At 38.6% G+C, this 23,630-nt stretch carries 23 protein-coding genes and 3 pseudogenes; 15 read left to right on the top strand and 11 right to left on the bottom strand.

Annotated features, from left to right (window positions below):
• Positions 1-553 (bottom strand): integrase arm-type DNA-binding domain-containing protein (locus ACINWC323_RS06510; protein WP_009513454.1); only part of this gene is annotated, 553 nt, incomplete at its 3' end.
• 299 nt (positions 554-852) lie between these two features.
• Between ACINWC323_RS06510 and ACINWC323_RS0119230 the strand changes: the two genes are divergently transcribed.
• Positions 853-1,284, top strand: coding sequence for a PPC domain-containing protein (locus ACINWC323_RS0119230; RefSeq protein ID WP_000684953.1), 432 nt, complete (start codon positions 853-855; stop codon positions 1,282-1,284).
• Positions 1,285-1,698: 414 nt separating this feature from the next.
• Here ACINWC323_RS0119230 and ACINWC323_RS06515 read toward each other — a convergent pair whose 3' ends face one another.
• Together ACINWC323_RS06515 and curA are read right to left on the bottom strand one after the other, a co-directional pair.
• Positions 1,699-2,337, bottom strand: a complete 639-nt coding sequence (locus ACINWC323_RS06515; protein ID WP_000631290.1) for a glutathione S-transferase family protein — start codon at positions 2,335-2,337, stop codon at positions 1,699-1,701.
• A 15-nt stretch (positions 2,338-2,352) separates the two neighbouring features.
• Entirely contained in the window at positions 2,353-3,372 is a 1,020-nt protein-coding gene (gene curA, locus ACINWC323_RS06520; RefSeq protein WP_000859510.1) for an NADPH-dependent curcumin/dihydrocurcumin reductase, read from the bottom strand.
• 145 nt (positions 3,373-3,517) lie between these two features.
• Between curA and ACINWC323_RS06525 the strand changes: the two genes are divergently transcribed.
• Both ACINWC323_RS06525 and ACINWC323_RS06530 read left to right on the top strand, forming a co-directional pair.
• A complete protein-coding gene (locus tag ACINWC323_RS06525) occupies positions 3,518-4,123 on the top strand; it encodes a TetR/AcrR family transcriptional regulator (RefSeq protein WP_000805351.1) in 606 nt (201 codons plus the stop codon).
• A gap of 107 nt (positions 4,124-4,230) precedes the next feature.
• Positions 4,231-4,461 (top strand): hypothetical protein, encoded by a 231-nt coding sequence (locus ACINWC323_RS06530; RefSeq protein ID WP_001088959.1) that lies wholly within the window; start codon positions 4,231-4,233, stop codon positions 4,459-4,461.
• Positions 4,462-4,544: 83 nt separating this feature from the next.
• Here ACINWC323_RS06530 and ACINWC323_RS06535 read toward each other — a convergent pair whose 3' ends face one another.
• The 3 genes from ACINWC323_RS06535 to ACINWC323_RS06545 form a co-directional block, all read right to left on the bottom strand.
• Entirely contained in the window at positions 4,545-5,672 is a 1,128-nt protein-coding gene (locus ACINWC323_RS06535) for an alkene reductase (RefSeq protein ID WP_000655283.1), read from the bottom strand.
• A 203-nt stretch (positions 5,673-5,875) separates the two neighbouring features.
• Positions 5,876-6,553: a type 1 glutamine amidotransferase domain-containing protein gene (locus tag ACINWC323_RS06540; RefSeq protein WP_000697979.1), complete on the bottom strand. Its 678-nt coding sequence runs from the start codon at positions 6,551-6,553 to the stop codon at positions 5,876-5,878.
• Between the two features lie 85 nt (positions 6,554-6,638).
• Positions 6,639-7,796: an iron-containing alcohol dehydrogenase gene (locus ACINWC323_RS06545; RefSeq protein ID WP_000931663.1), complete on the bottom strand. Its 1,158-nt coding sequence runs from the start codon at positions 7,794-7,796 to the stop codon at positions 6,639-6,641.
• Positions 7,797-7,980: 184 nt separating this feature from the next.
• Between ACINWC323_RS06545 and ACINWC323_RS20555 the strand changes: the two are divergent.
• Positions 7,981-8,310, top strand: a pseudogene (locus ACINWC323_RS20555) (IS3 family transposase); the annotation flags it as partial.
• Positions 8,311-8,395: 85 nt separating this feature from the next.
• Here the strand turns inward: ACINWC323_RS20555 and ACINWC323_RS06550 are convergent.
• From ACINWC323_RS06550 to ACINWC323_RS06565, 4 genes are all read right to left on the bottom strand, one after another.
• A complete protein-coding gene (locus tag ACINWC323_RS06550; protein WP_000920558.1) occupies positions 8,396-8,698 on the bottom strand; it encodes a putative quinol monooxygenase in 303 nt (100 codons plus the stop codon).
• Between the two features lie 334 nt (positions 8,699-9,032).
• Positions 9,033-9,863, bottom strand: a complete 831-nt coding sequence (gene fghA, locus ACINWC323_RS06555) for an S-formylglutathione hydrolase (protein ID WP_000402510.1) — start codon at positions 9,861-9,863, stop codon at positions 9,033-9,035.
• A 228-nt stretch (positions 9,864-10,091) separates the two neighbouring features.
• On the bottom strand, positions 10,092-11,204 hold the full coding sequence (locus ACINWC323_RS06560; RefSeq protein ID WP_000842149.1) for an S-(hydroxymethyl)glutathione dehydrogenase/class III alcohol dehydrogenase: 1,113 nt from the start codon (positions 11,202-11,204) through the stop codon (positions 10,092-10,094).
• A 21-nt stretch (positions 11,205-11,225) separates the two neighbouring features.
• Entirely contained in the window at positions 11,226-11,501 is a 276-nt protein-coding gene (locus tag ACINWC323_RS06565; protein ID WP_001133624.1) for a metal/formaldehyde-sensitive transcriptional repressor, read from the bottom strand.
• Between the two features lie 89 nt (positions 11,502-11,590).
• Here ACINWC323_RS06565 and ACINWC323_RS19855 point away from each other — a divergent pair.
• The 8 genes and pseudogenes from ACINWC323_RS19855 to ACINWC323_RS06595 all read left to right on the top strand — a co-directional run.
• Positions 11,591-12,169 (top strand): annotated as a pseudogene (locus ACINWC323_RS19855) (DDE-type integrase/transposase/recombinase); the annotation flags it as partial.
• A 166-nt stretch (positions 12,170-12,335) separates the two neighbouring features.
• On the top strand, positions 12,336-13,295 hold the full coding sequence (locus tag ACINWC323_RS06570) for a GlxA family transcriptional regulator (protein WP_000941154.1): 960 nt from the start codon (positions 12,336-12,338) through the stop codon (positions 13,293-13,295).
• A 115-nt stretch (positions 13,296-13,410) separates the two neighbouring features.
• Positions 13,411-14,649: a M24 family metallopeptidase gene (locus ACINWC323_RS06575; protein ID WP_001094923.1), complete on the top strand. Its 1,239-nt coding sequence runs from the start codon at positions 13,411-13,413 to the stop codon at positions 14,647-14,649.
• Between the two features lie 56 nt (positions 14,650-14,705).
• Complete coding sequence (locus ACINWC323_RS06580) at positions 14,706-15,998, top strand: MFS transporter (RefSeq protein ID WP_000794339.1); 1,293 nt, start codon at positions 14,706-14,708, stop codon at positions 15,996-15,998.
• Positions 15,999-16,010: 12 nt separating this feature from the next.
• Positions 16,011-16,925, top strand: a complete 915-nt coding sequence (yddG, locus tag ACINWC323_RS06585; protein ID WP_000925802.1) for an aromatic amino acid DMT transporter YddG — start codon at positions 16,011-16,013, stop codon at positions 16,923-16,925.
• Positions 16,926-17,120: 195 nt separating this feature from the next.
• Positions 17,121-17,811 (top strand): annotated as a pseudogene (locus ACINWC323_RS20055) (IS5 family transposase).
• Between the two features lie 485 nt (positions 17,812-18,296).
• Entirely contained in the window at positions 18,297-19,292 is a 996-nt protein-coding gene (locus tag ACINWC323_RS06590; protein WP_001038516.1) for a zinc-dependent alcohol dehydrogenase family protein, read from the top strand.
• Positions 19,282-20,298 carry a zinc-dependent alcohol dehydrogenase family protein gene (locus ACINWC323_RS06595; protein ID WP_000009381.1) on the top strand — a complete coding sequence of 339 codons (1,017 nt, stop codon included), beginning with the start codon at positions 19,282-19,284 and terminating at the stop codon, positions 20,296-20,298. The genes ACINWC323_RS06590 and ACINWC323_RS06595 overlap by 11 nt, the downstream gene beginning before the upstream one ends.
• 50 nt (positions 20,299-20,348) lie before the next feature.
• Here the strand turns inward: ACINWC323_RS06595 and ACINWC323_RS06600 are convergent, their stop codons facing one another.
• Positions 20,349-21,248, bottom strand: coding sequence for a LysR family transcriptional regulator (locus tag ACINWC323_RS06600; RefSeq protein ID WP_001180108.1), 900 nt, complete (start codon positions 21,246-21,248; stop codon positions 20,349-20,351).
• Positions 21,249-21,383: 135 nt separating this feature from the next.
• Between ACINWC323_RS06600 and ACINWC323_RS06605 the strand changes: the two genes are divergently transcribed.
• The 3 genes from ACINWC323_RS06605 to ACINWC323_RS0119225 all read left to right on the top strand — a co-directional run bounded on the left by ACINWC323_RS06605 (position 21,384) and on the right by ACINWC323_RS0119225 (position 23,501).
• Positions 21,384-22,124 carry an SDR family oxidoreductase gene (locus ACINWC323_RS06605; RefSeq protein ID WP_001059480.1) on the top strand — a complete coding sequence of 247 codons (741 nt, stop codon included), beginning with the start codon at positions 21,384-21,386 and terminating at the stop codon, positions 22,122-22,124.
• Between the two features lie 73 nt (positions 22,125-22,197).
• Positions 22,198-23,196, top strand: coding sequence for a zinc-binding alcohol dehydrogenase family protein (locus tag ACINWC323_RS06610; protein WP_002120211.1), 999 nt, complete (start codon positions 22,198-22,200; stop codon positions 23,194-23,196).
• Positions 23,197-23,216: 20 nt separating this feature from the next.
• Positions 23,217-23,501, top strand: a complete 285-nt coding sequence (locus tag ACINWC323_RS0119225) for a putative quinol monooxygenase (protein WP_000155817.1) — start codon at positions 23,217-23,219, stop codon at positions 23,499-23,501.
• Positions 23,502-23,630: the final 129 nt, after the last annotated feature.

Raw genomic sequence — 23,630 nt, 5'->3', positions numbered from 1 at the left:
CGATGTTGAACTCACAATAACCCATCGCTACAGCGTAGTCATAAATTTGGTTCAAATAACTACAAGCTTTTTTGACAGGTTCTTTTACTTGGCGTCCCTCTATTTTTTTGATTACTGAAACCAGGTCATAGCGCTTGATGTTTTGAAAAGGTAAATCCTGAAGGTCTGGATAAATATCTTGCTGTAAGCATCTTTCTGCTAACTGTAGTACACCACAGCGGGGTAGATCGTTGAAGGCATTCTTCAGTTTGAACTGTAACCACTCCTCCCCGACCTTACCAAAGGTGATAAGATTAGAGGCAGTATCATGTTCAAAACAGAAATTATTGTCTTTAAAGTCATCTCTGACTTGTCGTGCCTTTTTCAGCGATAAATCAGGATAAAGACCTAACTGAATGCGTCGACGTTTTTTAGTTTGTGGATCTGTATAGCGATAGCACCAAGATTTTCTTCCACTCGGCTCAATCTTCAGGCTAAGCCCATCTTCATCGGATAAAAAACAGGTTTTTTCCTTGCAATGAGCTTGGCGAACTTTAATATCAGTAAGACTCATGGAATTTAAATGAAACCTAATAAGGGGTTGATTGGATCAATTATATCAAAATAGAACGCTTTATATATGATGCGTATGATACGCATCATATATTTTTATAAGTATTTGTTAAATAAAGTTTATATATAGATTGGCTATTCCTTAGTGACCAATTAATTAACCATTGATTTCGCAAGTCTTAAATTAACATTTGAAGTGCAACTCTATGTTATGACTATTCACAGTTCTGTTCCATGATTCATGGTTACTTATTACTTATGTTACTATGTCAGGGGCGATACAAGAATTAAGGTAACCTTATGAAAATAGCGAATACGAAATTACTAGCTGGTGCTTTTATGACCCTAACTTTAACTATGCTTAGCCCTGCCGCACTTGCAAATGATAACAATGATATACGAAAGACTGTTGTAGTTAAGTTTGCTAAAAAAGCTTACTCTGCAAATTATTACGGAAGGATAGATGGATACAAGTATGATTCCTACAAATTTTATGCTAAAAAAGGGCAAAAGTTAAAAGTGAGGTTGACTGGAGGAAATGTTGAAACTTACTTATGGGGTAATCAATTAAAAGACTCCATCAATCTTGGAGAATATTCTCCAAAGCTTGATGATAATGGTATTTATATTTTACCTGCTTCAGGTGAGTATGAAATTAGAGTATTACAACCTAGATCACAGGCAAGAAAAGATAAAAAACCTCAATACTGGATGAGTATTAACATTAAATAAAGACTTGCTAGATTCGTTTAAACTTTTATACAAGGGTTCAAAAACTATTGCCAGTTAAACGGGGCGTGATTTTTACGTATATGCGTTTATGTTAGTAAAATGATGTAGTTTACTTGTTTAATACCCCGAGGAATAATTTAATCTTGCTGTGCGTTAGTCACGTTTCTTTCTTTCAGAAGTTGATTATATCTTTCAACGTAACCGTCGTGATATTCAAACTCTTTTGATAGGAATTTGATGGGAAGAATAGGCGAAACTTGTCTTAAATAATGGTAATTCCTTATCTTTAAAATAGAGAACGCCCGATGAAATTCATTAGGCGTTTAATTTAAATAAGTGTCAGCTTATTTTATAACTAGATGTACTTGACAATCACGATTCTTTTTCTAAATTGCCTTTAAAAAATCAATCTTGCTATTTTTGACTTTTCACACCATTTTGTTCAATTTGTACTGCGGCTTGCCAGCTAGGTAGTTGGCTTAAACCTGCTACATAACGTTGGATATGGGGATAATTTTCACCTTGTCCCATATGATAAACTAAAGCATGTAGTCCAAAGCCCATCATAAAGTCAGCACCGGTTAAACGGTCTGCCACTAGAAATTCTTTATCTTTTAAATATTCATTTAAATGGCCGAATACTTTATCGAACTCAACTTGAGTATAATTTTCTAGAAATACCAACTTCGTACCCTGCTTGGTTTCAATCGCATTAAACGTTTTTAATAAAAATGGCAGCATGGCAGAGCTTTCTGAGAAATGAATCCACTGTAGATAATCGACATAGGTAGGTTCATCCATATCTGGTGCTAAATGCGGCGCAAGTTTCTGAATTAATAACTCAACGATTGCGCCTGACTCTGCAATAACTTTGCCATCCCATTCCAATACTGGAGATTTCCCTAAAGGATGGATGTTTTTTAAAGATTCAGGGGCCAAATGCGTGCTTGAGTCACGATAATAGCTTTTCAGCTCATAGGGCTGCTTGATTTCTTCAAGTAACCACAAAATGCGAAAAGAACGTGATTGATCTAAATGATGTAGTGTAATCATAATATTCCTATTTTTTTAAATTTTTACAACCACTTTGCCAAAGTTTTTGCCTTTTAACATACCATTGAAAGCATTGATCGTGTTATCTAAACCTTGCACCATATGCTCTTTATATTTGATTTTTCTGTCTTTCAACCATTCAGACATTTGCTGATTGAATTCCGGATACTGATTGCCATAATCATCAAAAATAATAAAGCCTTGCATGCGAATACGCTTTCTTAAAAGAGTGGAAATAAAGCCAGGTAAACGGTCTGGCCCTTGTGCTTGCTCGGTAGCGTTATACTGCGAAACCACACCACACACCGGTACACGTGCCGCAGAGTTAAGCAATGGCCATACCGCATCAAACACTTTACCCCCTACATTCTCATAATAAATATCAATACCGTTGGGAACTGCTTGTTGTAATTGTTCTGCAAAATTTTCATCATGATAATTGATACAAGCATCGAAGCCGAGTTCTTGTACTGCATAATGGCATTTTTCAGCCCCACCTGCGACGCCAACCACGCGACAACCTTTAAGTTTGCCAATTTGTCCAACTGTAGCACCAACAGGTCCCGTTGCAGCTGCAACGACTAAAGTTTCACCGGCTTTAGGCTGACCAATGTCCAACAACCCCATATAAGCAGTAAAGCCAGGCATCCCCAAAATACCCAATGCCCAAGATGGATGTTCGGGTTGCATACCTAAGCTTTGACATGCAGTCCCATCAGAAATTGCGTAGCCCTGCCAACCATTTCCAGAAAGAACCCACTCGCCTTCTTTGAATTTTGGGTTTTTAGAGGCCATCACTTGACTGACTGTTCCACCGACCATCACTTCGCCAATTTCAACCGGTGCTGCATATGAGGGAGCATCACTCATGCGACCACGCATATAAGGATCGAGTGACAAGTAAATGGTTTTTAACAATATCTCGCCTTGTTTAAGTTCATTGAGCTCAACTTGCTCAATACGAAAATCGCTGTGTTTTGGCTCACCCACTGGCCGTTTAGCTAAAACGATGCGTTGATTAATAACTGTTTTCACACATATAACTCCATGTTTTATTTAAAAGTATTTCTCTTCATAATCAAAAATTATGATTAAAATTTCTTTACATCCATTGTAGATGAGTTATAATAAAAAACAATACGACTGGTCTATTTTTTTTACAATAGAGTAAATAATTAATATGAAGCCTACTCCTATTAAAAAGTCTGAAGCGAAGCGCTTACACATTCTTAACACCAGTTCAGACCTGATTTTGCATAAAGGTTTTACTGGCGTAGGATTACAGGAAATTTTACAGAGCTGTGAGATCCCCAAAGGCTCGTTTTATCATTATTTCCAATCCAAGGAAGCTTTCGGATGTGAATTGGTACAGCATTATGTGGATAATTACCAAGTCCGTTTAAATGATGTATGGCGTAGCGATAAATCCCCTTATCAAAAGCTGATTGAGTATTTTAATTTATGGATAGAAGATCCTGAAACACACTGTGGTTGGGCGAATAGCTGTTTAATTGTGAAACTTGCCGCAGAAGTTGCCGATCTATCTGAAGATATGCGTTCCATTATGTCCGCTGGCGTGGATGATGTAATCCAACGTATTGCTGGTTTAATTGATTTGGGAAAACAGGATCAGTCTATTCAAGCAAATACTGAGGCCTCGACGTTGGCACAAGTACTTTACCAAATGTGGTTAGGTGCAGCATTACTGAGTAAGTTGCAAAAAGATAAAACACCATTACATCAAGCTCTGAGAGCAACTAAATTTCTATTAAAAAGTGAAGATTGATAAAATTTAGATTAAATATCAATTACATAATTAATGACAGCAGCCCAATGATTAGTTATTAATGTGTTGCTATTAGATTAATTTACAATCCATGAGTATAGCGCACAATGAATTCTTCTCCTAAAGCCCTCATGACTCGTATTTTAGTCGGATATTTAGGCTTATATCCCACACTATTACTGGTACTCACTTTATTAAAGCCAATTACTCAGCATCAAAGTTTCCCGATGATGGTGTTGATTGAAGTCATAGTATTAGTGCCAGTAACGCAACTGATTTCTTTCCCACTGGCAGGTTGGCTCATTACACAGCTAAAAATTTTTAAGAATTTGTTTTAATAAGAATTTATGCTGGCAACAGCAATCCTAAGTCCTTATTTTGCCAACCACAAAGGTTGGCAAAATAACTCACTTAGTCAATATTAATCTGCGTAAGCTGGATAATCAATATAGCCTTTTTCCGTCCCACCATACATAGTGCTTGCATCTACTGCATTCAATGGCCAGCCATTGGCGATGCGATCGGGTAAATCTGGATTCGCAATAAATGGGCGTCCAAATGCAATTAAATCGGCCAGCCCTGCCTTTAAAATTCGAGTCCCTCTTTCTGCCGTATATCGACCTGCATAAATAATCCGACCACTGAAAGTGTCTCTGACATCTTTACGAAAATTATGAGGAAGTTCTGGTGCATGATCCCAATCAGCTTCTGCAATCGATAAATAGGCAATCCCAACTTCTTCAAGTATTTTTATGGCTTCAATATAAGTCACATGTGGATCATCTTCAACCAACCCCATATAAACACGATCTTCCTCTGTACTTTCAAATAGCGGGGCAAAACGCACTCCTAAACGATCTGCACCAACCACCTCAGCAACTGCCTGTACTACTTCACGTAAAAAACGCAAACGATTGTTTAGTGATCCACCATATTCATCTTCACGGTGGTTACTATGTGCAGAGATAAATTGATTTACCAAATAACCATTTGCACAATGAATTTCAACCCCATCAAAACCAGCAGCCAATGCATTACGCGCTGCTTGAGCATAGAGTTGCACTAATTCTTTAACTTCTGCATTGCTTAAAGCACGTGGCATTGAAGGATCAGCCAAGGCCCCTGCATTGGGCCCGGTTTCAATAAAGACTTTAACATTACTATCAGCCCTAATAGCCGAGGGCGCGACCGGTGATGCGTGATCGGGTTGCAAAGATGTATGTGAAACACGCCCAACATGCCAAAGTTGTGCAAAAATAATGCCTCCTTTAGCATGCACTGCTTCCGTCACTTTACGCCATCCAGCAATCTGTTCAGGGCTGTAAATACCGGGAGTCCAAGCATAGCCTTGACCACGTGGCTCGATTTGCGTACCTTCGGTCACCATAAATCCTGCCCCGGCACGCTGTTGATAATAGGTTGCCATCAGTTCATTTGGAATATTCCCTGGCTGAGTACTACGCGACCGCGTTAATGGTGGCAATACAATACGGTTTTGCAAAACATAAGGGCCTAAGCTTAAGTTTTGAAAAAGTTTGCTGTCTTTCATTTCATTGAATCCAAGTCATCATGGCTTAATTGATCTAAATTAAAAAAAATAACCTTCCTTCCTGTATATAGAAAAATAAAGGAAGGAAAGCTATTCACTCAGGCCCTTCACCATTAAGTGAGGGTTATTTTGCTTATTGCGCCAGTTGCTCAGAGTCAGAAGTTTATTCACTGCTAAGCACCACAACAGAGACTAGCTACTCTTTATTTCAACAATTGAAGTAATGCTGTAGCGGTTGCAGCAGAAGATGCTGGATTTTGTCCAGTAACCAGCAAGCCATCTACTTGAACATATACTTGCCAATCATCCACTTTAGAATAATGACCACCGTTTTCTTTAAGCATGTCTTCGACTAAAAATGGTACAATTTCAGTCAAACCTACAGCGGCCTCCTCAGTATTGGTGAAACCAGTCACTAATTTACCGCTAACTAAAGGCGCTCCATTACTCGCTTTCACATGTCGAAAAACACCCGGGGCATGACACACTGCTGCAACAGGTTTGCCAGACTGAATCGCCTGTTCAATCACAGAAATTGAAATCGGATCTTCTGCTAAATCCCACAATGGGCCATGCCCGCCTGGATAAAACACTGCATCATAATCAGCTACAGAAATTTCGCTAAGTTTATGCGTCTGTGCCAATGCTTGCATTGCAGTTGGATCAGCTTCAAAACGATGAGTGGTTTCAGTTTGCGCATCGGCCAAATTACTTTTCGGATCTAGTGGTGGCTGCCCACCTTGAGGCGACGCCAGCGTAACTTCAGCACCAGAGTCAATAAAGGTGTAATACGGTGCAGCAAGTTCTTCTAGCCAGAAACCTGTTTTCTTACCAGTATTGCCAAGTTGATCATGTGAGGTTAAAACGATTAAAATTTTCATGTTATTTCTCCGATATTTTTCAGGATTGAGGAGCATTGTTGCATGATCACTTGTCGTGTAACGTGACCATGACAGATACGCTTATTTAGATACTCGTCTCGAGAATTTGGCGACTGATCTCTAATGAAACAGTTTTATGTTCGCCTAGCTGTGTAAGATTGTGTGATTTAAGTTGCGTAATGATGATCTCAATATCTGTCTCCCCCAGTCCATAATCGCTAAGACGAGTCGGCAATCCAAGTTGCTCAAAGAAGGCTCGAGTACGAGCAATAGCAGTATCAATACGTTGTTCTTCATCACCTTCGACAATCTGCCAGACTCGAGCTGCATACTGTAGTAATTTTTCTCGCTTCTCTTGACGACGCACTTGTAGATTGGCCGGCAACACAATGGCCAAGGTACGAGCATGATCAATACCATGTAAAGCCGTGAGCTCATGCCCAATCAAATGAGTTGACCAATCTTGTGGTACACCAGCTCCAATTAGCCCATTCAGTGCCATGCTAGCAGCCCACATCAAATTCGCACGCGTGTCATAATCTGCTGAATCTTCCAAGATTTTCGGTCCAATCTCAATCAGAGTTTGCAATAGACCTTCGGCAAAACGATCTTGTACTTGTGCATTGACAGGGTAAGTTAAGTACTGTTCCATGACATGAACAAATGCATCGACCACGCCATTTGCTAATTGGCGCGTCGGCAAGCTAAAAGTTTTATTCGGATCCAGTACGGAAAATTGCGGAAAAACATAGGGGCTGTTAAATGACAATTTGGCTTGGGTCGATTTTCTGGTTACTACCCCACCGCTATTCATTTCTGAACCAGTTGCCGGAAGGGTGAGTACACTCGCAAAAGGCAAAGCTTGAGTAATTTTAGTACCATGGGTTTCTAAAATCTCCCATGTATCCCCTGTATAATTGACTGCTGCTGCAATAAATTTAGTACCATCAATTACCGATCCGCCACCGACAGCCATCAAGAAATCTATCTTTTGTTCTCGAATCAGCTCTACAGCTTTCATGAGGGTTTCATAACTCGGATTCGGCTCAATTCCGCCAAATTCATGAATTTCTCTTGCACCTAATGCTTCACGCACCTCAGCTAAAGTACCATTCTTACGTGCACTTTCACCACCAAACAACATTAATACTTTTGCTTCTGTAGGCACATAGTCATTGATTTTAGCTATTGTATCGCCACCAAAAATAATGCGAGTCGGATTATAAAAGTTAAAATTCAACATATTTTTATCCTAGGATGATCAGCTAATTGATTTGAAAAACCACCGTTATTCATCAAATAAACTTTAAAAAAATTGGACAACACTGCGGCTTTTGACTGCACTATGTGCTAACTATACACAAAAATAGACCAGTCGTCTATTTTTATAAAAATTATTTCAGCTTGCCGACCTTAGTGATGGTTAAACACATTCAGGCTTGTTCTATACCACTTTTATTATTGATGTATTTTCACGAGCGATTGTTGAATGGAAGGTATCAACACGCATGACTACTGACATGGTCGTGAACGCATTGGCTAAAGCAGTGAATGGCTCATACAAAATAGCAATGATTAAATATTTTAAAAGCAGATTGGCACGGTTTAGCAGATGTACAAATGCGACAGTAAATTAGATAGATTGGTTCAATATAAAGCGTGTAAATAGTTGCATTTGTTTATTTACCCTGTTTTGGATATTGACCCTTGTAAATGATGAGATTAAGCCATTAAATAAAGTAGCCCAACTTGAATAGAAAGCCTCTGACAAACATCATAGGGTTGAAGTGCTGCCTTACATTCAAAATTTCAGACAGCACCCTCATACATTTAAGCATCGGTTTAAGCTGGTAGTTTACTCGCCAAAACATCTACTTTTTCAATAGACGGTGGCTCTGAAAATAGCTCTTCGGCCTGAGCCATCAACGCAGCTGCAACCTTGCCAGATAAATGCGCTTGGCGACCCGCCTCATCAGGAAATGCATCAAAAATACCAAATGTTGTAGGTCCAAGACGTAGGCCAAACCACGCAACTGTCGCAGGTTCTTCCATTACAATAGGTAAACCGGCTTTAAGAAAAGCTTCCACTTCGTCTTCTTTACCCGGTTTAGCTTCAAGACGGACATATAAAGCTGTTTTAAGCATGACTAAAACTCCATAATTGATTAGAATTCAAACTGATTCTGACATTGCTAATGTATGCATGTCAGAAAGTTTTGTTGTATAAAAGTTAGAAAAAATTCCCATAGCTGAGCCAAAATTTAGGTTTTTATTTCGACATAATGCTATGAATTTATTCAAGTTAATATCATTAACATTTGAATCAAAAAATCAAGATATGAGATGATTAAATTCAATCTTATTTATATAAGGATCAATTGACTCTACCTTAGCTTTATAAGCTGACCTCTTCATCTGGAAATTATATTGCTCAAGAAGCATTCAAGAACAATATTGTACATCCTCATATCTATGAAAGTTATTTAGCTAGGAATTTGCTGTGAAACTCTATATGTTTCTCTATAAAGCTCGCAATGAAGTAATAGCTATGGTCATACCCTTCTCTTAGGTTAAGTGTAAGAGGATATTCTTGTTCCAAACAAATATCACTAAGAAGCTTAGGCCTTAACTGTTCTTCAAGAAAATCATCAGCTGTTCCTTGATCGACTAAAATAGGTAAATGAACTTCAGCGTTTTTGATTAATTCAATCGCATCATAGCTTTTCCATAAAGTTTCGGTTTCACCTAGGTAGTGTGTAAAAGCCTTTTTCCCCCAAGGTACTTGGCTAGGTGCAACAATTGGTGCAAAAGCAGAAATACTTTTATACAGCTCAGGATTTTTTAATCCAATTACTAATGCACCATGACCACCCATGCTATGACCCATAATACTTTGGACTTGATTGGTCGGAAAATTCAGGTCAATCAGATTTCTGAGCTCTTCCACAATATAATCATACATTTTGAAATGCTGCGACCAGGGTGCTTGTGTTGCATTCACATAGAATCCTGCGCCTTGGCCTAAATCATAATCTGCATGATCTGGTACATCCTCTCCACGTGGGCTGGTATCTGGTGCAACAATAATGACTTTATGTTCAGCCGCATACTTTTGTGCTCCGGCTTTAGTAATAAAGTTCTGTTCGTTGCAAGTCAATCCTGATAACCAATATAACACTGGCAACCGCTCATCTTTGTCATGAGGTGGCAGATATATTGAGAATTTCATTGAACAGTTTAATGCTATTGACTGATGGCGATACACTTCTTGCGATCCACCAAAAGAAGCATGCTTCTCAATTATTTCCATAATCAATTACCTATGTTGAGCAAGACTTCATGAGAAATCAAGTAAACAAAGAGTCTTACATTCTCCACAGAGAATAGTGATAAAGATTTAAAATGTAGGCAGGTTTATTGAACCTATACACGATGCCTACACAGATAGATCTGTTTTACAGATGATGTGCCGTTTTAGAGGATTCCATGCATGTCATTCATGATGCACATGCATGGAAAAGTATAAGGTCTGACGCAATTATTCGTAATGAATTACAGTACGAATTGACTTACCTTCATGCATTAGATCAAAGGCTTCATTGATCTGATCCAAGCCCATCGTATGTGTCACAAATGGTTCTAATTGAATTTTACCTTTCATGGCATCTTCAACCATTCCTGGAAGTTGCGTACGACCTTTTACACCACCAAAGGCAGAACCTAGCCATTTACGACCAGTAACCAGTTGGAATGGACGGGTAGAGATTTCCTGACCTGCGCCAGCTACACCAATAATTACGGATTGTCCCCAGCCACGGTGTGCACTTTCAAGGGCTGCACGCATCACATTCACGTTACCAATACATTCAAATGAATGATCTACACCCCAGCCAGTCATTTCGACAATTACTTGCTGGATTGGTTTATCGTAATCTTTAGGGTTCAAGAAGTCCGTTGCACCAAACTCTTTTGCCAGCGCAAATTTATCTGGATTCATGTCAACCACAATAATACGCCCTGCTTTAGCTTGACGTGCGGCTTGTACGACTGCCAAACCAATACCACCTAAACCAAAGACCGCAACACTATCACCTTCTTGTACTTTAGCCGTGTTATGTACTGCACCGATACCCGTTGTTACCCCACAACCCAGTAAGCAGACATGTTCGTGATTGGCTTCAGGATTGATTTTAGCCAATGATACTTCTGCCACTACAGTGTATTCACTGAACGTTGAGCAGCCCATATAGTGGTAAATCGGTTGACCGTTGTAGGAAAAACGAGTGGTACCATCTGGCATTACGCCTCTACCTTGAGTTTCGCGAACGGAAATACACAAGTTCGATTTTCCAGATTTACAGAATACGCACTCGCCACATTCAGCAGTGTAAAGTGGAATTACATGATCACCTGGTTTGACGCTAGTCACGCCTTCACCAACCTCAACTACAACACCAGCACCTTCATGCCCGAGAATAGCGGGAAAAACACCTTCAGGATCATCGCCAGATAAAGTAAATGCGTCTGTATGACACACACCGGTATGGGAGATCTTGATTAATACTTCACCTTTCTTCGGTGGTGCAACATCAACTTCAACAATTTGAAGAGGTTGACCAGGACCAAACGCAACAGCAGCACGTGACTTCATGGAATAATTCCTTATACAGATCTATTTTAAATATGATTTTAAAATCTTGGCGATTTCAGCCAATTCTTCTTTTCGTTGTTGTTCTGTGGTTTCACCTGATACTAAAGTGTCCTTTAAATGAACCTCCAACATTTCATTCATTAAACCATTAATAGCACCGCGCACAGAGCATATTTGTTGCAGAATTGCACCACATTCCACATTGTCTTCTAACGCTTTTTCAATCGCTTGCGTCTGACCTTTGATCTTTCTGACGCGTAGAAGAATCTTTTTTTTGTCTTCAACCTGATTAGGCATCAGACCTCCTTATTTGCTAGTGTTAATACTATAGTACCCTATAGTATAAAAAAGAACAATATTTTTTTATAAATCGAAAAGGCTTTGTACGAGATGACCAAAAACGGGCAGTTGGCTTGGTGAACCGTAATTTTAGTGCTGATCATCCTGACCCTTGCGAAGCAGTGCTTTTTGTATGTCAGGTCGCAGACTTCAGCTATATTCAAACAAATTCAGGCTAGGTCTATACCGCCCTTATTATTGATGTGTTCTCACGCGCAATTGTTGGATGGAAAGTATCAACACGGATGAATAGAGATATGGTGCTTGATGCACTGGAGCAAGTATTACGTGACCGATGTATGCCAAAGAATGTAATTCATGATTTAAATAGAGGTGTGCAATATCTTTCTATTCGTTTTCCTGTTAGAGGCAGCAAATTTAGGAGCATCAGTCGGTACAACTGGTGATTCCTATGATAATGCTTTGGCTGAAACGGTGAATGGCTTATACAAAACTGAGGTGATTGACTATTGAAAAGCAGATGTACAACTTGCGATATTAAATTGGGTAGATTGGTTCAATAAAAAGCGTGTACACAGTGCATTGGTTATGTATCGCCTTTTGATTTTGAAACAAAGTATTATGATAAAATTAACCCGTTAGTTCAGGTGGCCCAACTTAAATAAAAAGTCTCCTACAAACCCAGTACGGTTCACTCTGCTATCAAAGGCTTTATGCAACAAAGCCTCATGGAAATAAAGACAAAAGTGACTTTTAAATCTGAAAAAATCAAAATTGTGGTCTCAAAATTGCTTTATAAAAATATTGAAAAAAGTGAAGAACATTAAATTTATGTTACAAAACTCTAAGCGTATTGGTTTTTTATTACTCGATAACTTTTCAATGATTGCTTTCTCAAACATGGTTGAAGTCTTGCGTATGGCTAATTATGTTACAGAAGACAATTTATACCAATGGAATGTAACGGGTTTAGATGGTCATCATAGCTGCGCAAGCAATGGTCTTCAAATACAACATACCTGTGTTTGGTCACATTTACTGAACATGGATATAGTTTTTATTTGTGGTGGTTTTCAACTTTATAAAAATATGACAGTACGCTTAAAGAATTTTTTATATAGGTTGGATCAACAAAAAATTGCTTTAGGTGGTTTATGTACAGGCGCTTATGTATTAGCGAAAGCCAATCTACTAAATGGCTTTCGTGCTAGCCTTCATTGGGAAAATACCTTAGCGGCACAAGAAGAGTTTCCATTAGTACAGTTTACCCCACATATTTTTACCATTGATGCGAACCGTTTTACCTGTTCTGGTGGGCTTGCAGCGATTGATTTAGGCTTGGCACTTGTTGAAATACACTATCCAAATATTGCTAAAAGAATCTGTGAGCAATTTATTGTTCATCAAGTGCGTGAGAGCAATGAAATTCAACATCAACCTATTGCTGAACATAAGAAAAAACTTGATTTTCAGATTCAAGAAGTATTGCGCTTAATGGAAAATAATATTAATGAGCCTTTAACTATTGCTGAAATTGCACAGCATGTAAAAATTCAACCGCGTACTTTAGAGCGCTTGTTTAAAATGAATCTACAATTGGCTCCAAAAGAATATTATTTAAAACTAAGACTCACCTATGCACAGAATCTACTTAAACAGTCTACGTTAAACATTTCAAATATTGCTTTGGCATGTGGTTTTTGTAATGTATCTAGTTTTACTAAAGCCTATAAAGCTTTTTTTAACTATTCCCCCAAATTTGAACGTAACATTCTGGATTTTGCTCATTAGTGTTTTTTAGTCTTGTCGGTTTTTGACAACTTTTTGACGCTTTTAGCAAAAATCCCTATTCATATTCTGCATAAGCTTAGCTCATTGATTACATTACATTGATCTAGGAAAATATATGAATACTTTAGTAAATAATTTTGTTGCTTCACAACTACCATCATTATTAACCATTGAAAATGGTGAAAAAGTTTCTGCAACATTTTCATTATCTGAGTATCAAAATAGACAGAGCAAGTTACGCCAACTAATGGAAGAGCTAGAAATTGATCATATTCTATTTAGTTCAATCCATAACATTAACTATTATGCAGACTTTATTTATTGTTCATTTGGGCGCTTCTACGGTCTGGTGGTTAGCCCAGAAAAAGTGGTGACAATTTCAGCAAATATTGATGCTGGGCAACCTTGGCGTCGTACGATTGGCGACTATAACGTAGTTTATACTGACTGGCAGCGTGATAACTATTTTAAAGCGGTTACACAAGAAATTCCAAATAAAGGCCGTGTAGGAATTGAGTTTGATCATTTACCTTTAGAACGTTTAAACAAGTTAAAAGCAGTTTTACCGAATGTGCAGTTTGTGGATATTAGTGCCGCATGCATGAAGCTACGCATGATTAAATCTGCTGAAGAAATTGCACATATCACCCAAGGTGCTGCAGTATGTGATATTGGTGGTTTTGCAGTGACTGCAGCAATTCGTGAAGGTGTGCCAGAGCATGAAGTGGCTTTAGCCTCTACTCAATCCATGGTACGTGAAATTGCCAAACGTTTTCCAAACTCTGAACTCATGGATACGTGGACTTGGTTTCAATCAGGCATTAATACGGATGGTGCACATAATCCTGTTACAACCCGCCAAGTCCGAAAAGGTGATATTTTAAGTTTAAACTGCTTTTCTATGATTGCTGGCTATTATACAGCTTTAGAGCGTACACAGTTCTTTGATCACTGTGATGATGCTTCATTACGAATTTGGGAGGCGAATGTCAAGGTGCATGAAGCTGGCTTAAAACTCATTCGCCCAGGTGCACGTTGCAGTGATATTGCTAAAGAGTTAAATGAAATTTTCTATGAAGAAGGTTTATTGCAGTACCGCACATTTGGTTATGGACATTCCTTTGGTGTGTTATCACATTATTACGGTCGTGAAGCCGGTTTAGAATTACGTGAAGATATTGATACGGTGATAGAACCAGGCATGGTGATTTCAATGGAACCTATGATTATGATTCCGCAAGGAATGGCTGGGGCTGGTGGTTACCGTGAACATGATATCTTGGTCGTTACAGAATCAGGAAATGAAAATATTACCAAATTCCCATATGGTCCAGAACATAACATTATCAAATAAAAGATTTTAAATAGGCACTCTGAAAATGAGTGCCTATTTAATTAGGAGTAAATAGAATGAAAAACAATCATCAAATAGAGCAAAAAAATACTCTAAGACGTGTTGCTAGCGCCAGCTTTATTGGTAATTTTGTGGAGTGGTTTGATTATGCTGCATATGGTTTTTTGGCAACAGTTATTGCAGTGGTTTTTTTCCCGAAAAGTGACCCTTTAACCGCATTAATGGCTACATATGCGATCTTTGCAATTTCATTTATTTTTCGTCCATTAGGCGGTATTTTTTGGGGGCATGTTGGGGATAAATTTGGTCGAAAAAATGCACTATCGTGGTCGATTATATTAATGACACTGGCTACGGTATGTATTGCACTGTTACCAAGTTATCAAAGTATCGGTATTTTTGCACCGATTATGTTATTAATATTCCGGATGATCCAAGGCTTCTCCGCTTCAGGTGAATATGCTGGTGCAGCAAATTTTCTTGCAGAATACGCCCCTAAGGGAAAAAGAGGACTTTATACCAGTTTAGTTCCTGCAAGTACTGCAACGGGTTTACTACTCGGCTCTTTAATGGCAGCGGCGATGTTCGCTTTCATGTCAGAGGCGTTTTTACACGAATATGGTTGGAGAATTCCATTTTTATTGGCAGCACCATTAGGTTTAATCGGGTATTATATCCGTGTAAAGTTAGAAGAAACCCCAGAGTTTTTAGAACATCAAAAAAATAGCAACAAAGAAAATTTTCCAATCAAAGCCTTATTTACTCAGTATCAACCAGCACTTTTTAAAGCATTTGCAGTTGCATCTTTAAATGCCACCGCCTTCTATCTTATTTTTAGTTATATGCCAAATTATTTAGCTACAGAGTTAGGTGTAAATAAATCCCAAGCCTTTATATCAGGGTCAATTTCATTGCTATTTTATATTGCTGTAGTTTTTGTGATGGGCAAATATTCAGATCGAATTGGACGTAAGAAAATGTTGCTTTGGGCAGGTCTAAGCTTTATAGCACTGACTGTACCCTTGTTCTACTTACTTTCAACTGCCAGTTTTATTGAAATGGTGATCATTCAGCTCATGTTCTGCACATTATTAGCAATGAACGATGGGAGCTTACCTGCATATTTAACAGAACAATTCCCTATACAAGTGCGCTATACCGGTTTTGCCTTTAGTTTTAATACTGCTAATGCACTGTTAGGTGGAACAGTTCCTTTCGTTGCAACTTGGTTAATTCAACAAACAGCTAATACCTTAGCACCTAGTATCTTATTAGTTATAGTTGCAATTTTTGCAAGTATGGCTTTATTAGAGAGGAAATCACATCATTTAATCAATGCTAAGGCTTAAAAGGAATAGGTTATGCTTTTAAATGCTCTCCCTACATTCAATAGAAATATATCGACTTTAATTGGTCTTACAGCTGTCATATTTTGGAGTACAAATGTAGGCTTAATGCGTAGTGTCAGTGAGAGCTTTGGAGCTGTAGCTGGTGCTGCTCTAATTTACAGTGTCGCATCCATGATTTTAGTTTTCATGGTTGGTATGCCTAAGTTTTCTACCATCCCAAAATCCTATTTATGGTGGGGAAGCCTTTTATTTGTTGCTTATGAATTATGTTTTGCCCTTTCTATTGGCTATGCGCAAAACAGTAGACAAGCAATCGAAGTCGGCATGATTAATTATCTATGGCCAACATTTACTCTACTATTCGCAATTATTTTTAACAACGTTAAGGCCAATATTTTAATTATTCCTGGCTGCATATTCGCTTTAGTTGGAATTTGTTGGGTATTAGGAGGAGATACTGGATTTGATTTTTTTCAGATATTTACTAATTTAAAAGCTAATCCTCTTAGTTATGGTTTAGCTTTTGCTGCTGCTATTTTGTGGGCTGCATATTGTTCTGTGACAGTAAAAACATCTCAGGGTAAAAATCTAGTCACTATATTTTTTGCCTTGACTGGAGTTGTACTATGGATCAAATACCTTCTCATGAGTGGGTCAGCTCTTAATTTTACTTATGACAATACAGTCACTCTGATTATGGCAGCTGGTGCTTTAGGTTTGGGATATGGTGCTTGGAATATTGGAATTATTTCAGGGAACATGACGTTAATGGCTGGAGCTTCTTATTTTATTCCCGTGCTATCAGCTTTGTTTGCGGCATTAATTCTAAGTACGTCCTTATCTTTTATCTTTTGGCAAGGTGTTGCAATGGTGACAGCAGGAGCAGTTTTGTGTTGGTTAGCGACTCGAAAGAAACAAATTATTTAGAGTTATACTAAAATTAACATACTAGACTTTAAGCGAAGTCAAGATATTGAAACTGTTTATCTATTAGGGCGTGTCCTCATTTGAAAAATTGATTTTAAAGATTTAAAAGAATGATTTAACCTCTTTTTATTTGTATATTTCTCAATGGCACGAACTCTACTCACCGATGATATTTGACAACAAATCCAGTCTACGATGCAATTTCATGGTTGTTATTGTTCAAAGAACGGTAGAAATATCATGGAAGCCATCTTATGGAAATTATGTACAGATGCAACATGGCGTGATATTCCTGAAGAATTTTGTCCTTGGAAAACAGCATATAACCGCTTTAATCGTTGGGCGAGTAAGGGCTTGTGGGGTAAATTTTTTTAAACTACGAGGCGTATTGGATCAAGAATGAGTATTCATTGAGGGAAGCTACATATGCGCGCATCAGCATGCAAGTGGAGCTCGGCACGGTTTCAAGCGAGCAATTGGACGGTCTAGAGGTGAAAGAACCACAAAAATTCATCTTGCAACCGACGCGAATGGATTGCCGATTGATTTTAAAATCACTAGAGGTGAACTCCATGACAGCCAAGTTGCGGAGTAGTTGATTGGTGAGGCAGATTATCTGATTGCAGATAAAGGTTATGATTCGGAAAAAATTAGGACGTTGCCAAGAAAGCAAAATATTGTGCCGATCATCCCAATGAAATCAAATAGTAAGAGAGAAAATAAAGAATTTGATCGGTATTAATATCGTTTAAGTCATCTAGTTGAAAATGCCTTTGCGAGATTAAAACATTTCCGAGCGATAGCGACCCGATTTGATAAGCTTGCACGAAATTATCAGTCTATGATTTACATTGCTTGCATGTTAATTTGGTGCAAAGCCAAATGAGGACATGCCCTAGACATCAGACCTCCTTATTTTTTAGTTTTTATACTATAGTGCCCCATAGTATAAAAAGCAATACTTTTTATAAATCGAAAAATCAAAAAGGTCTTTAGCGAAAATTTTCTGTCTCTATTTTTAATTTTTTTAAATAAACATAGTAGAGCTTATACAAAAGTCACAAAAAAATGGGAGCTTTAGCTCCCATTTTTTTATTTTGGCTCATGTTCTTTGTAATGCTGTGACCTTTTAGAATTATGTTTCCAACTTTTAGCCACTTTGTAGATATTTTGAACGTATCACACCTTAAAAATACTACCGATAGTTTAGATTAAAAATGCCTTTACAGACTGTACTAGATTATTTTTAGTGAGCGGATGATATTTATTATTCATTATTTAGGAATTATTAAATCCTATAAATATCATTTATTGGATTATTTTACTTTGGTACTGTGCATATCAACCCCCAGTTATGAATAAGGAACAACTATGAATAAGATGATGAGTGCTCTTATCCTAGAAAATTTTGGTGATCATGAATTTACACGTGTAGAACTCCCTATACCTCAACCAGAGGCTGGGCAAGTTCTAGTACGTATTCATGCTAGTGGTGTAAACCCTATTGATTATAAAATTCGTCTTGGTGAAGCACCATATGCTATGCCAGAGCTTCCTGCCGTGTTGGGAACAGATATGGCTGGGGTTGTAACTGCTATTGGTGAAGGTGTCACTCACTTCAACGTCGGAGATGAAGTTTACGGTCTGATTGGTGGCGTTCGTAATCTTCAAGGATCTTTAGCAGAATATATTGTAGCAGATGCTGATCTGATCGCATTAAAGCCACGGAATATCTCTATGCGCGAGGCAGCAGTACTACCATTGACGTTCCTCACCGCTTGGGAAGGTTTAGTGGATAATGCTAAGGTTCAACCAGGGCAAACTGTACTGGTTCAGGGTGGTGCTGGTGGCGTTGGTTATATGGTTGTTCAGCTTGCAAAAGCACTTGATGCAAATGTTTGGGCGACTGGTCGTACAGCTGATCAATCGCTGATTTCAGAACTCGGTGCAACACCTCTCGATTACACAACAGCATCTTCCGATGACATTATTGCTGCAAGCCCTGAGGGTCAAGGCTTTAACATTGTTTACGACACTGTGGGTGGTCCAGTACTCGAAGCCTCACTTTCCATGACAACTCACTATGGCCACATTACCAGCTGTGCTGCATTTGGTAATCATAATTTAGCGAGTTCATCTCTACGATGTGCCACACTGTCTGGCGTATTCGTCCTATTGCCGATGTTAACAGGCAATCGCCGTTCTCATCATGGTGATGTCCTTAAGATCGCTACCCGTCTCGTTGAGGAAGGTAAACTGTGTCCTATTGTTGATCCTCGTCATTTTACTCTAGACCAAGCGATTGAGGCTCATGATGCTGTTCAAGATCGCTCTGCCAATATTAAGGTCGTTATTGATGTCATTTAACGCACTTCAGGCCAAGACTTGGCGCTTCAATTGTATTGGAGATACAGATGTTCTGACATTAGAAACACTTCCTGTTGCTTTACCAGCCGCAGGAGAAGTTCTAATACAGATGAAAACGATCGGACTCAACCGGGCTGATGTAATGTTTCGGCGTGGTACTTATATTCAAAAGGCAGTATTCCCTTCTCGTCTGGGATATGAGGGAGCAGGCATAGTTCTTGCGATAGGTGAAGGTGTACGCCAATTTTCTCCAGGAGATGCAGTATCGATTCTTCCGACTGACAATCTAGCCAAATATGGGACATATACGGACAAGCTTCTGATTCCAGAAACTTTTTTAGTTCACAAACCTGATAGTTTAAGCTGGGAAGAAGCTTCTTCAATCTGGATGCAGTATTTGACGGCTTGGGGTGGTGTAATCCATGCTGGTGGAGTTTCGAAAGGAAAAACGATCTTGATCACAGCAGCTTCAAGTAGCGTAGGACTAGCTGCGATACAGATAGCTGAAGCAGCGGATGCTAAGGTCATTGCAAGTACACAGACGATAGAGAAAAAGCAACGTTTACTGGATCTCGGTGTTAAAAATGTTATAGCCCGTGAAGATGAACCAGATTTGTATGAGGCGCTTGTTTTACGTTTAGGTGGAGAACATCTTGATGTCGCCTTCGATGCTGTGGGAGGGCCACATATTGAACAGATTGCAAAAGCGATGTCTGTGGGAGGAACTATGGTTATGCATGGTGCACTTAGCCCGGAGATCACACCATTTCCCCTTAAAGTTGCATTACGCAAAAGCTTAACCATGCGAGGTTTTTTATTCCTTGAGGTTCTCCATGACCCTGTTCTAAGGGAGCAAGCCAGACGATTTATTCTTAGCAGTATAGGTGCAGGATATCTTCGTCCAGTGATCGACTGTTGCTTTAACTTTGAGGACATGCATGACGCTCAGCGCTATCTTGAATCAAATCAGCAAATAGGAAAAATTGTAGTTACTCTAAATACATGATGGTCTTATCTGATTTCTACTTTCTAAAAAAAAGGTTAGTTACATCTGATTCAAGTTTCTATATGGCCCAGCACTTCCGCTAAGTAATCAAACAATGCTCGGATTCGCAAAGGTGTCGGGCCCCGCTGTGGACGATATAAATACAGGCGCCAAACGGGAGAGTTTTCCTCATGAAGTATCTGAATGAGCTTACCACTCCTAAGCCACGGCAAAACTAGAAATCCAGGCATGTGTCCGAATCCGACTCCAGCGAGAATAGCTTGAAATTCAGCTTCTAGATCATCTGTAATAAAACGGGGCTTTGATGGCGTAAAGCTTCGACTTTCGGTGAATGTCCATGGCCAGTAACGCCCTGTTTTATGATCGACTAGTGCTGTTAGAGGGTATTTATCAAGATCAATAATTTTTTTGGGCATTCCAACCTTATCAATTAACTCTGGCGTACCCACAGAATAAAAGTTCACTTTAGCCAATTCCTTTGCCACATATCGATTGTCCGGCAAAAATCCAAATCTGATCCCGATATCTATCCGCTCATCGATCACATCCGAGTGTGAATCTGTTAGCACACAATCAACGACAATATCTGGATAACGTGTGGCAAATTCTGCTAGTGCAGGTATTACCAATTTACGCCCTAACACAGACGACACAGTAAGACGGACAGTCCCACGCATTTCATCTCGTTTTTCCTTGGTGTCTTTTACAAGCAAAGCATCGATTGATCCCACCGCAAAACGTGCTTGCTTTGCCAGACGCTCACCATCAGCGGTAATTTTAATTTGTCGAGTACTCCTGTAGAACAGAATCTCTCCGCGCTGCTCTTCTAGCTCTTTTATTGCCCGTGTCACTACCTGTGGGGAAATACCTAGCTGAGTTGCTGCCTCCTTAAAATTTCGAGACTCTGCTGCGACACAAAAGATACGCATCATTTCCAATTTGTTCTGCATGTCCAATCCTGTGTTATGGTAATTATTCCGTAAATAGGAATTCTGAAAGATAATATTATTCATTTATTATACCTGACAAGGCTGTAATACTTAACCCATCAAATATGATTGACAGATAGGTTGAAGGTTACTTATATGAATAATATAGAAAATAAAGTTATTGTTATCACTGGTGCAAGTAGTGGTTTAGGTGAAGCTACTGCTCGCTTACTTGCTAAAAAAGGTGCAAAGGTTGTACTTGGTGCTAGACGTACTGAAAAATTACAGGCTATTGTTCACGACATTCGTGCTGAAGGTGGTCAAGCTGAATTTATTGGTATGGATATAACCAAACCACATGAAGTACAAGCACTTATTGAAAAGGCATTAAGCGCATTTGGTCAAATCGATGTATTGGTAAACAATGCTGGATTAATGTCTATTGCACCATTAAGTGAGCTAAAAGTTGATGAATGGGATCGTATGATCGACATTAATATTAAAGGTGTTCTTTATGGTATAGCAGCTACACTGCCTGTTTTCCAAAAACAAAACTTTGGACACTTTATTAATCTCGCATCTGTTGCAGGGTTAAAAGTATTTAGTCCAGGAGGTACTGTTTATAGCGGTACTAAGTTTGCTGTAAGAGCCATCTCTGAAGGCCTTCGTCATGAAGTTGGGGGAACAATTAGAACGACTACTATTGAGCCTGGTGCAATTGAGTCAGAACTAAAATTTGGTTCTTCTCATAAAGAAAGTTCAGAGTTTGTTACTGATTTCTACAAACAAGCCATACCAGCTGACTCAGTCGCTCGAGCAATTGCTTATGCAATTGAACAGCCTGCGGATGTAGATATTAATGAAATTGTTTTGCGCCCAACGAGCCAAGAGTTTTAATTATTGAATAACATAAAATGGGAGTACTTCGCTCCCATTTTTACTATATTTTTTTAAAGTTGAGGACAAATCTATGAAAGCCGTATCGTATGTTATAAATAACCATGATGATTTTAAAAATTCATTGGTAGATATTGAAAAAGCGAAGCCTACGCTTAAGGAACGTGATGTACTGGTAAAAGTTCAGGCAATCTCTGTGAATCCAGTTGATACTAAAGTGAGAAAAAATTCGTCTGAAGCAAATAATCGTATTTTAGGTTGGGATGCCGTTGGGGAAATTATCGAAGTTGGCTCAAAAGTTACCTCGTTTAAAGTAGGAGATTCTGTTTGGTATGCTGGCAATTTAACCCGAGATGGTAGTAATGCTGAGTTTCAAGCAGTCGATGAACGAATTATCAGTCTTAAACCAATTACAGTATCTAATGCAGAAGCAGCAGCATTGCCATTAACTGCAATAACGGCATGGGAAATGCTGTTTGATCGGTTTCAAATTTCAGAAACAGAAGTTGGCAGTATTTTAATTATTGGTGGTGCAGGCGGTGTAGGTTCAATTGCTATCCAACTCCTAAAAGCAAAAACAAATCTGAGCGTTATAGCAACAGCTTCACGTGAAGAAACGAAATCTTGGGTGGAATCACTTGGTGCCGACCATGTCATTGATCATAGCAAAGATTTAAATGTACAAATCGAGACACTAGGCATTGAAAAACCAAAATATGTATTCTCTACAAATCATACAGAAACGTATATCAAGCAAATAGTTTCTCTGATTGCACCACAAGCCAAGCTTGGATTGATCGATGATCCACAAGCATTTGATATTATGCCGTTTAAGACTAAATCTATTTCTATCCATTGGGAGTTGATGTTCACCCGTTCAATGTATGAAACCGATGATATTGAAAAGCAAGGTAATCTATTGCAACAGGTTGCCCAATTAGTTGACCAGCAAAAAATTAGAAGTACCCTCAACCAAAATCTAGGAAAAATTAACGCTGCAAACTTGGAGAAGGCGCATAAGTTGCTTGAATCAGGCAAGTCAAAAGGCAAAATTGTACTAGAAAACTTCTAAAACAAATTCAAGGTGAAATAATGACTATTTCAATAATTGCGAACTTTAAGGCAAAATCAGATCAAAAAGAGACGTTAGAAGCGCTTTTAAAAAGTGTAATAGAGCTTACGCTTCAAGAAGAAGGATGCTTGAAATATGAGCTTTATATTAGCGAAAATGACTCGAGTAGATATTTCTTCTTAGAAGAATGGCGTAGCAGGGAGGATTTAGATATCCATATAGCCTCTGATTATATTCAAAGTTTATTTGGTAATATCCAATCGCTAATTGAATCAAGTGATATTATAGAAATCAAAAAAATATAGCTGTATTCGGACATTATGATGAAGTATTCTTCAAATTAACATAGAGACTTAGAAAGCTAACATAAAAATTGTAGCTATAAGCTCCTGTTTTTTAATATTTTTTTAATTTTTTAGTAGTAACCTAGGCTT

This window comes from Acinetobacter sp. WC-323, assembly GCF_000314615.1.
Classification (GTDB): domain Bacteria; phylum Pseudomonadota; class Gammaproteobacteria; order Pseudomonadales; family Moraxellaceae; genus Acinetobacter; species Acinetobacter courvalinii.
Note: the sequence above shows the minus strand (reverse complement) of the source record. Positions and strands in the feature narration are given on the sequence as shown.

Bases quoted from the DNA above. Each gene is read 5' to 3' on its own strand.
- ACINWC323_RS06525 (WP_000805351.1), top strand. From the start codon at position 3,518: ATGAAGCCTACTCCTATTAAAAAGTCTGAAGCGAAGCGCTTACACATT.
- ACINWC323_RS06550 (WP_000920558.1), bottom strand. From the start codon at position 8,698: ATGCTTAAAACAGCTTTATATGTCCGTCTTGAAGCTAAACCGGGTAAA.
- ACINWC323_RS06565 (WP_001133624.1), bottom strand. From the start codon at position 11,501: ATGCCTAATCAGGTTGAAGACAAAAAAAAGATTCTTCTACGCGTCAGA.
- ACINWC323_RS0119225 (WP_000155817.1), top strand. From the start codon at position 23,217: ATGACTATTTCAATAATTGCGAACTTTAAGGCAAAATCAGATCAAAAA.
- ACINWC323_RS06515 (WP_000631290.1), bottom strand. From the start codon at position 2,337: ATGATTACACTACATCATTTAGATCAATCACGTTCTTTTCGCATTTTG.
- ACINWC323_RS06595 (WP_000009381.1), top strand. From the start codon at position 19,282: ATGTCATTTAACGCACTTCAGGCCAAGACTTGGCGCTTCAATTGTATT.
- ACINWC323_RS06580 (WP_000794339.1), top strand. From the start codon at position 14,706: ATGAAAAACAATCATCAAATAGAGCAAAAAAATACTCTAAGACGTGTT.
- ACINWC323_RS06575 (WP_001094923.1), top strand. From the start codon at position 13,411: ATGAATACTTTAGTAAATAATTTTGTTGCTTCACAACTACCATCATTA.
- ACINWC323_RS06560 (WP_000842149.1), bottom strand. From the start codon at position 11,204: ATGAAGTCACGTGCTGCTGTTGCGTTTGGTCCTGGTCAACCTCTTCAA.
- ACINWC323_RS06570 (WP_000941154.1), top strand. From the start codon at position 12,336: ATGTTACAAAACTCTAAGCGTATTGGTTTTTTATTACTCGATAACTTT.
- ACINWC323_RS06535 (WP_000655283.1), bottom strand. From the start codon at position 5,672: ATGAAAGACAGCAAACTTTTTCAAAACTTAAGCTTAGGCCCTTATGTT.
- ACINWC323_RS06605 (WP_001059480.1), top strand. From the start codon at position 21,384: ATGAATAATATAGAAAATAAAGTTATTGTTATCACTGGTGCAAGTAGT.
- ACINWC323_RS06600 (WP_001180108.1), bottom strand. From the start codon at position 21,248: ATGCAGAACAAATTGGAAATGATGCGTATCTTTTGTGTCGCAGCAGAG.
- ACINWC323_RS06530 (WP_001088959.1), top strand. From the start codon at position 4,231: ATGAATTCTTCTCCTAAAGCCCTCATGACTCGTATTTTAGTCGGATAT.
- ACINWC323_RS06540 (WP_000697979.1), bottom strand. From the start codon at position 6,553: ATGAAAATTTTAATCGTTTTAACCTCACATGATCAACTTGGCAATACT.
- ACINWC323_RS06610 (WP_002120211.1), top strand. From the start codon at position 22,198: ATGAAAGCCGTATCGTATGTTATAAATAACCATGATGATTTTAAAAAT.
- ACINWC323_RS06545 (WP_000931663.1), bottom strand. From the start codon at position 7,796: ATGTTGAATTTTAACTTTTATAATCCGACTCGCATTATTTTTGGTGGC.
- ACINWC323_RS0119230 (WP_000684953.1), top strand. From the start codon at position 853: ATGAAAATAGCGAATACGAAATTACTAGCTGGTGCTTTTATGACCCTA.
- yddG (WP_000925802.1), top strand. From the start codon at position 16,011: ATGCTTTTAAATGCTCTCCCTACATTCAATAGAAATATATCGACTTTA.
- fghA (WP_000402510.1), bottom strand. From the start codon at position 9,863: ATGGAAATAATTGAGAAGCATGCTTCTTTTGGTGGATCGCAAGAAGTG.
- ACINWC323_RS06590 (WP_001038516.1), top strand. From the start codon at position 18,297: ATGAATAAGATGATGAGTGCTCTTATCCTAGAAAATTTTGGTGATCAT.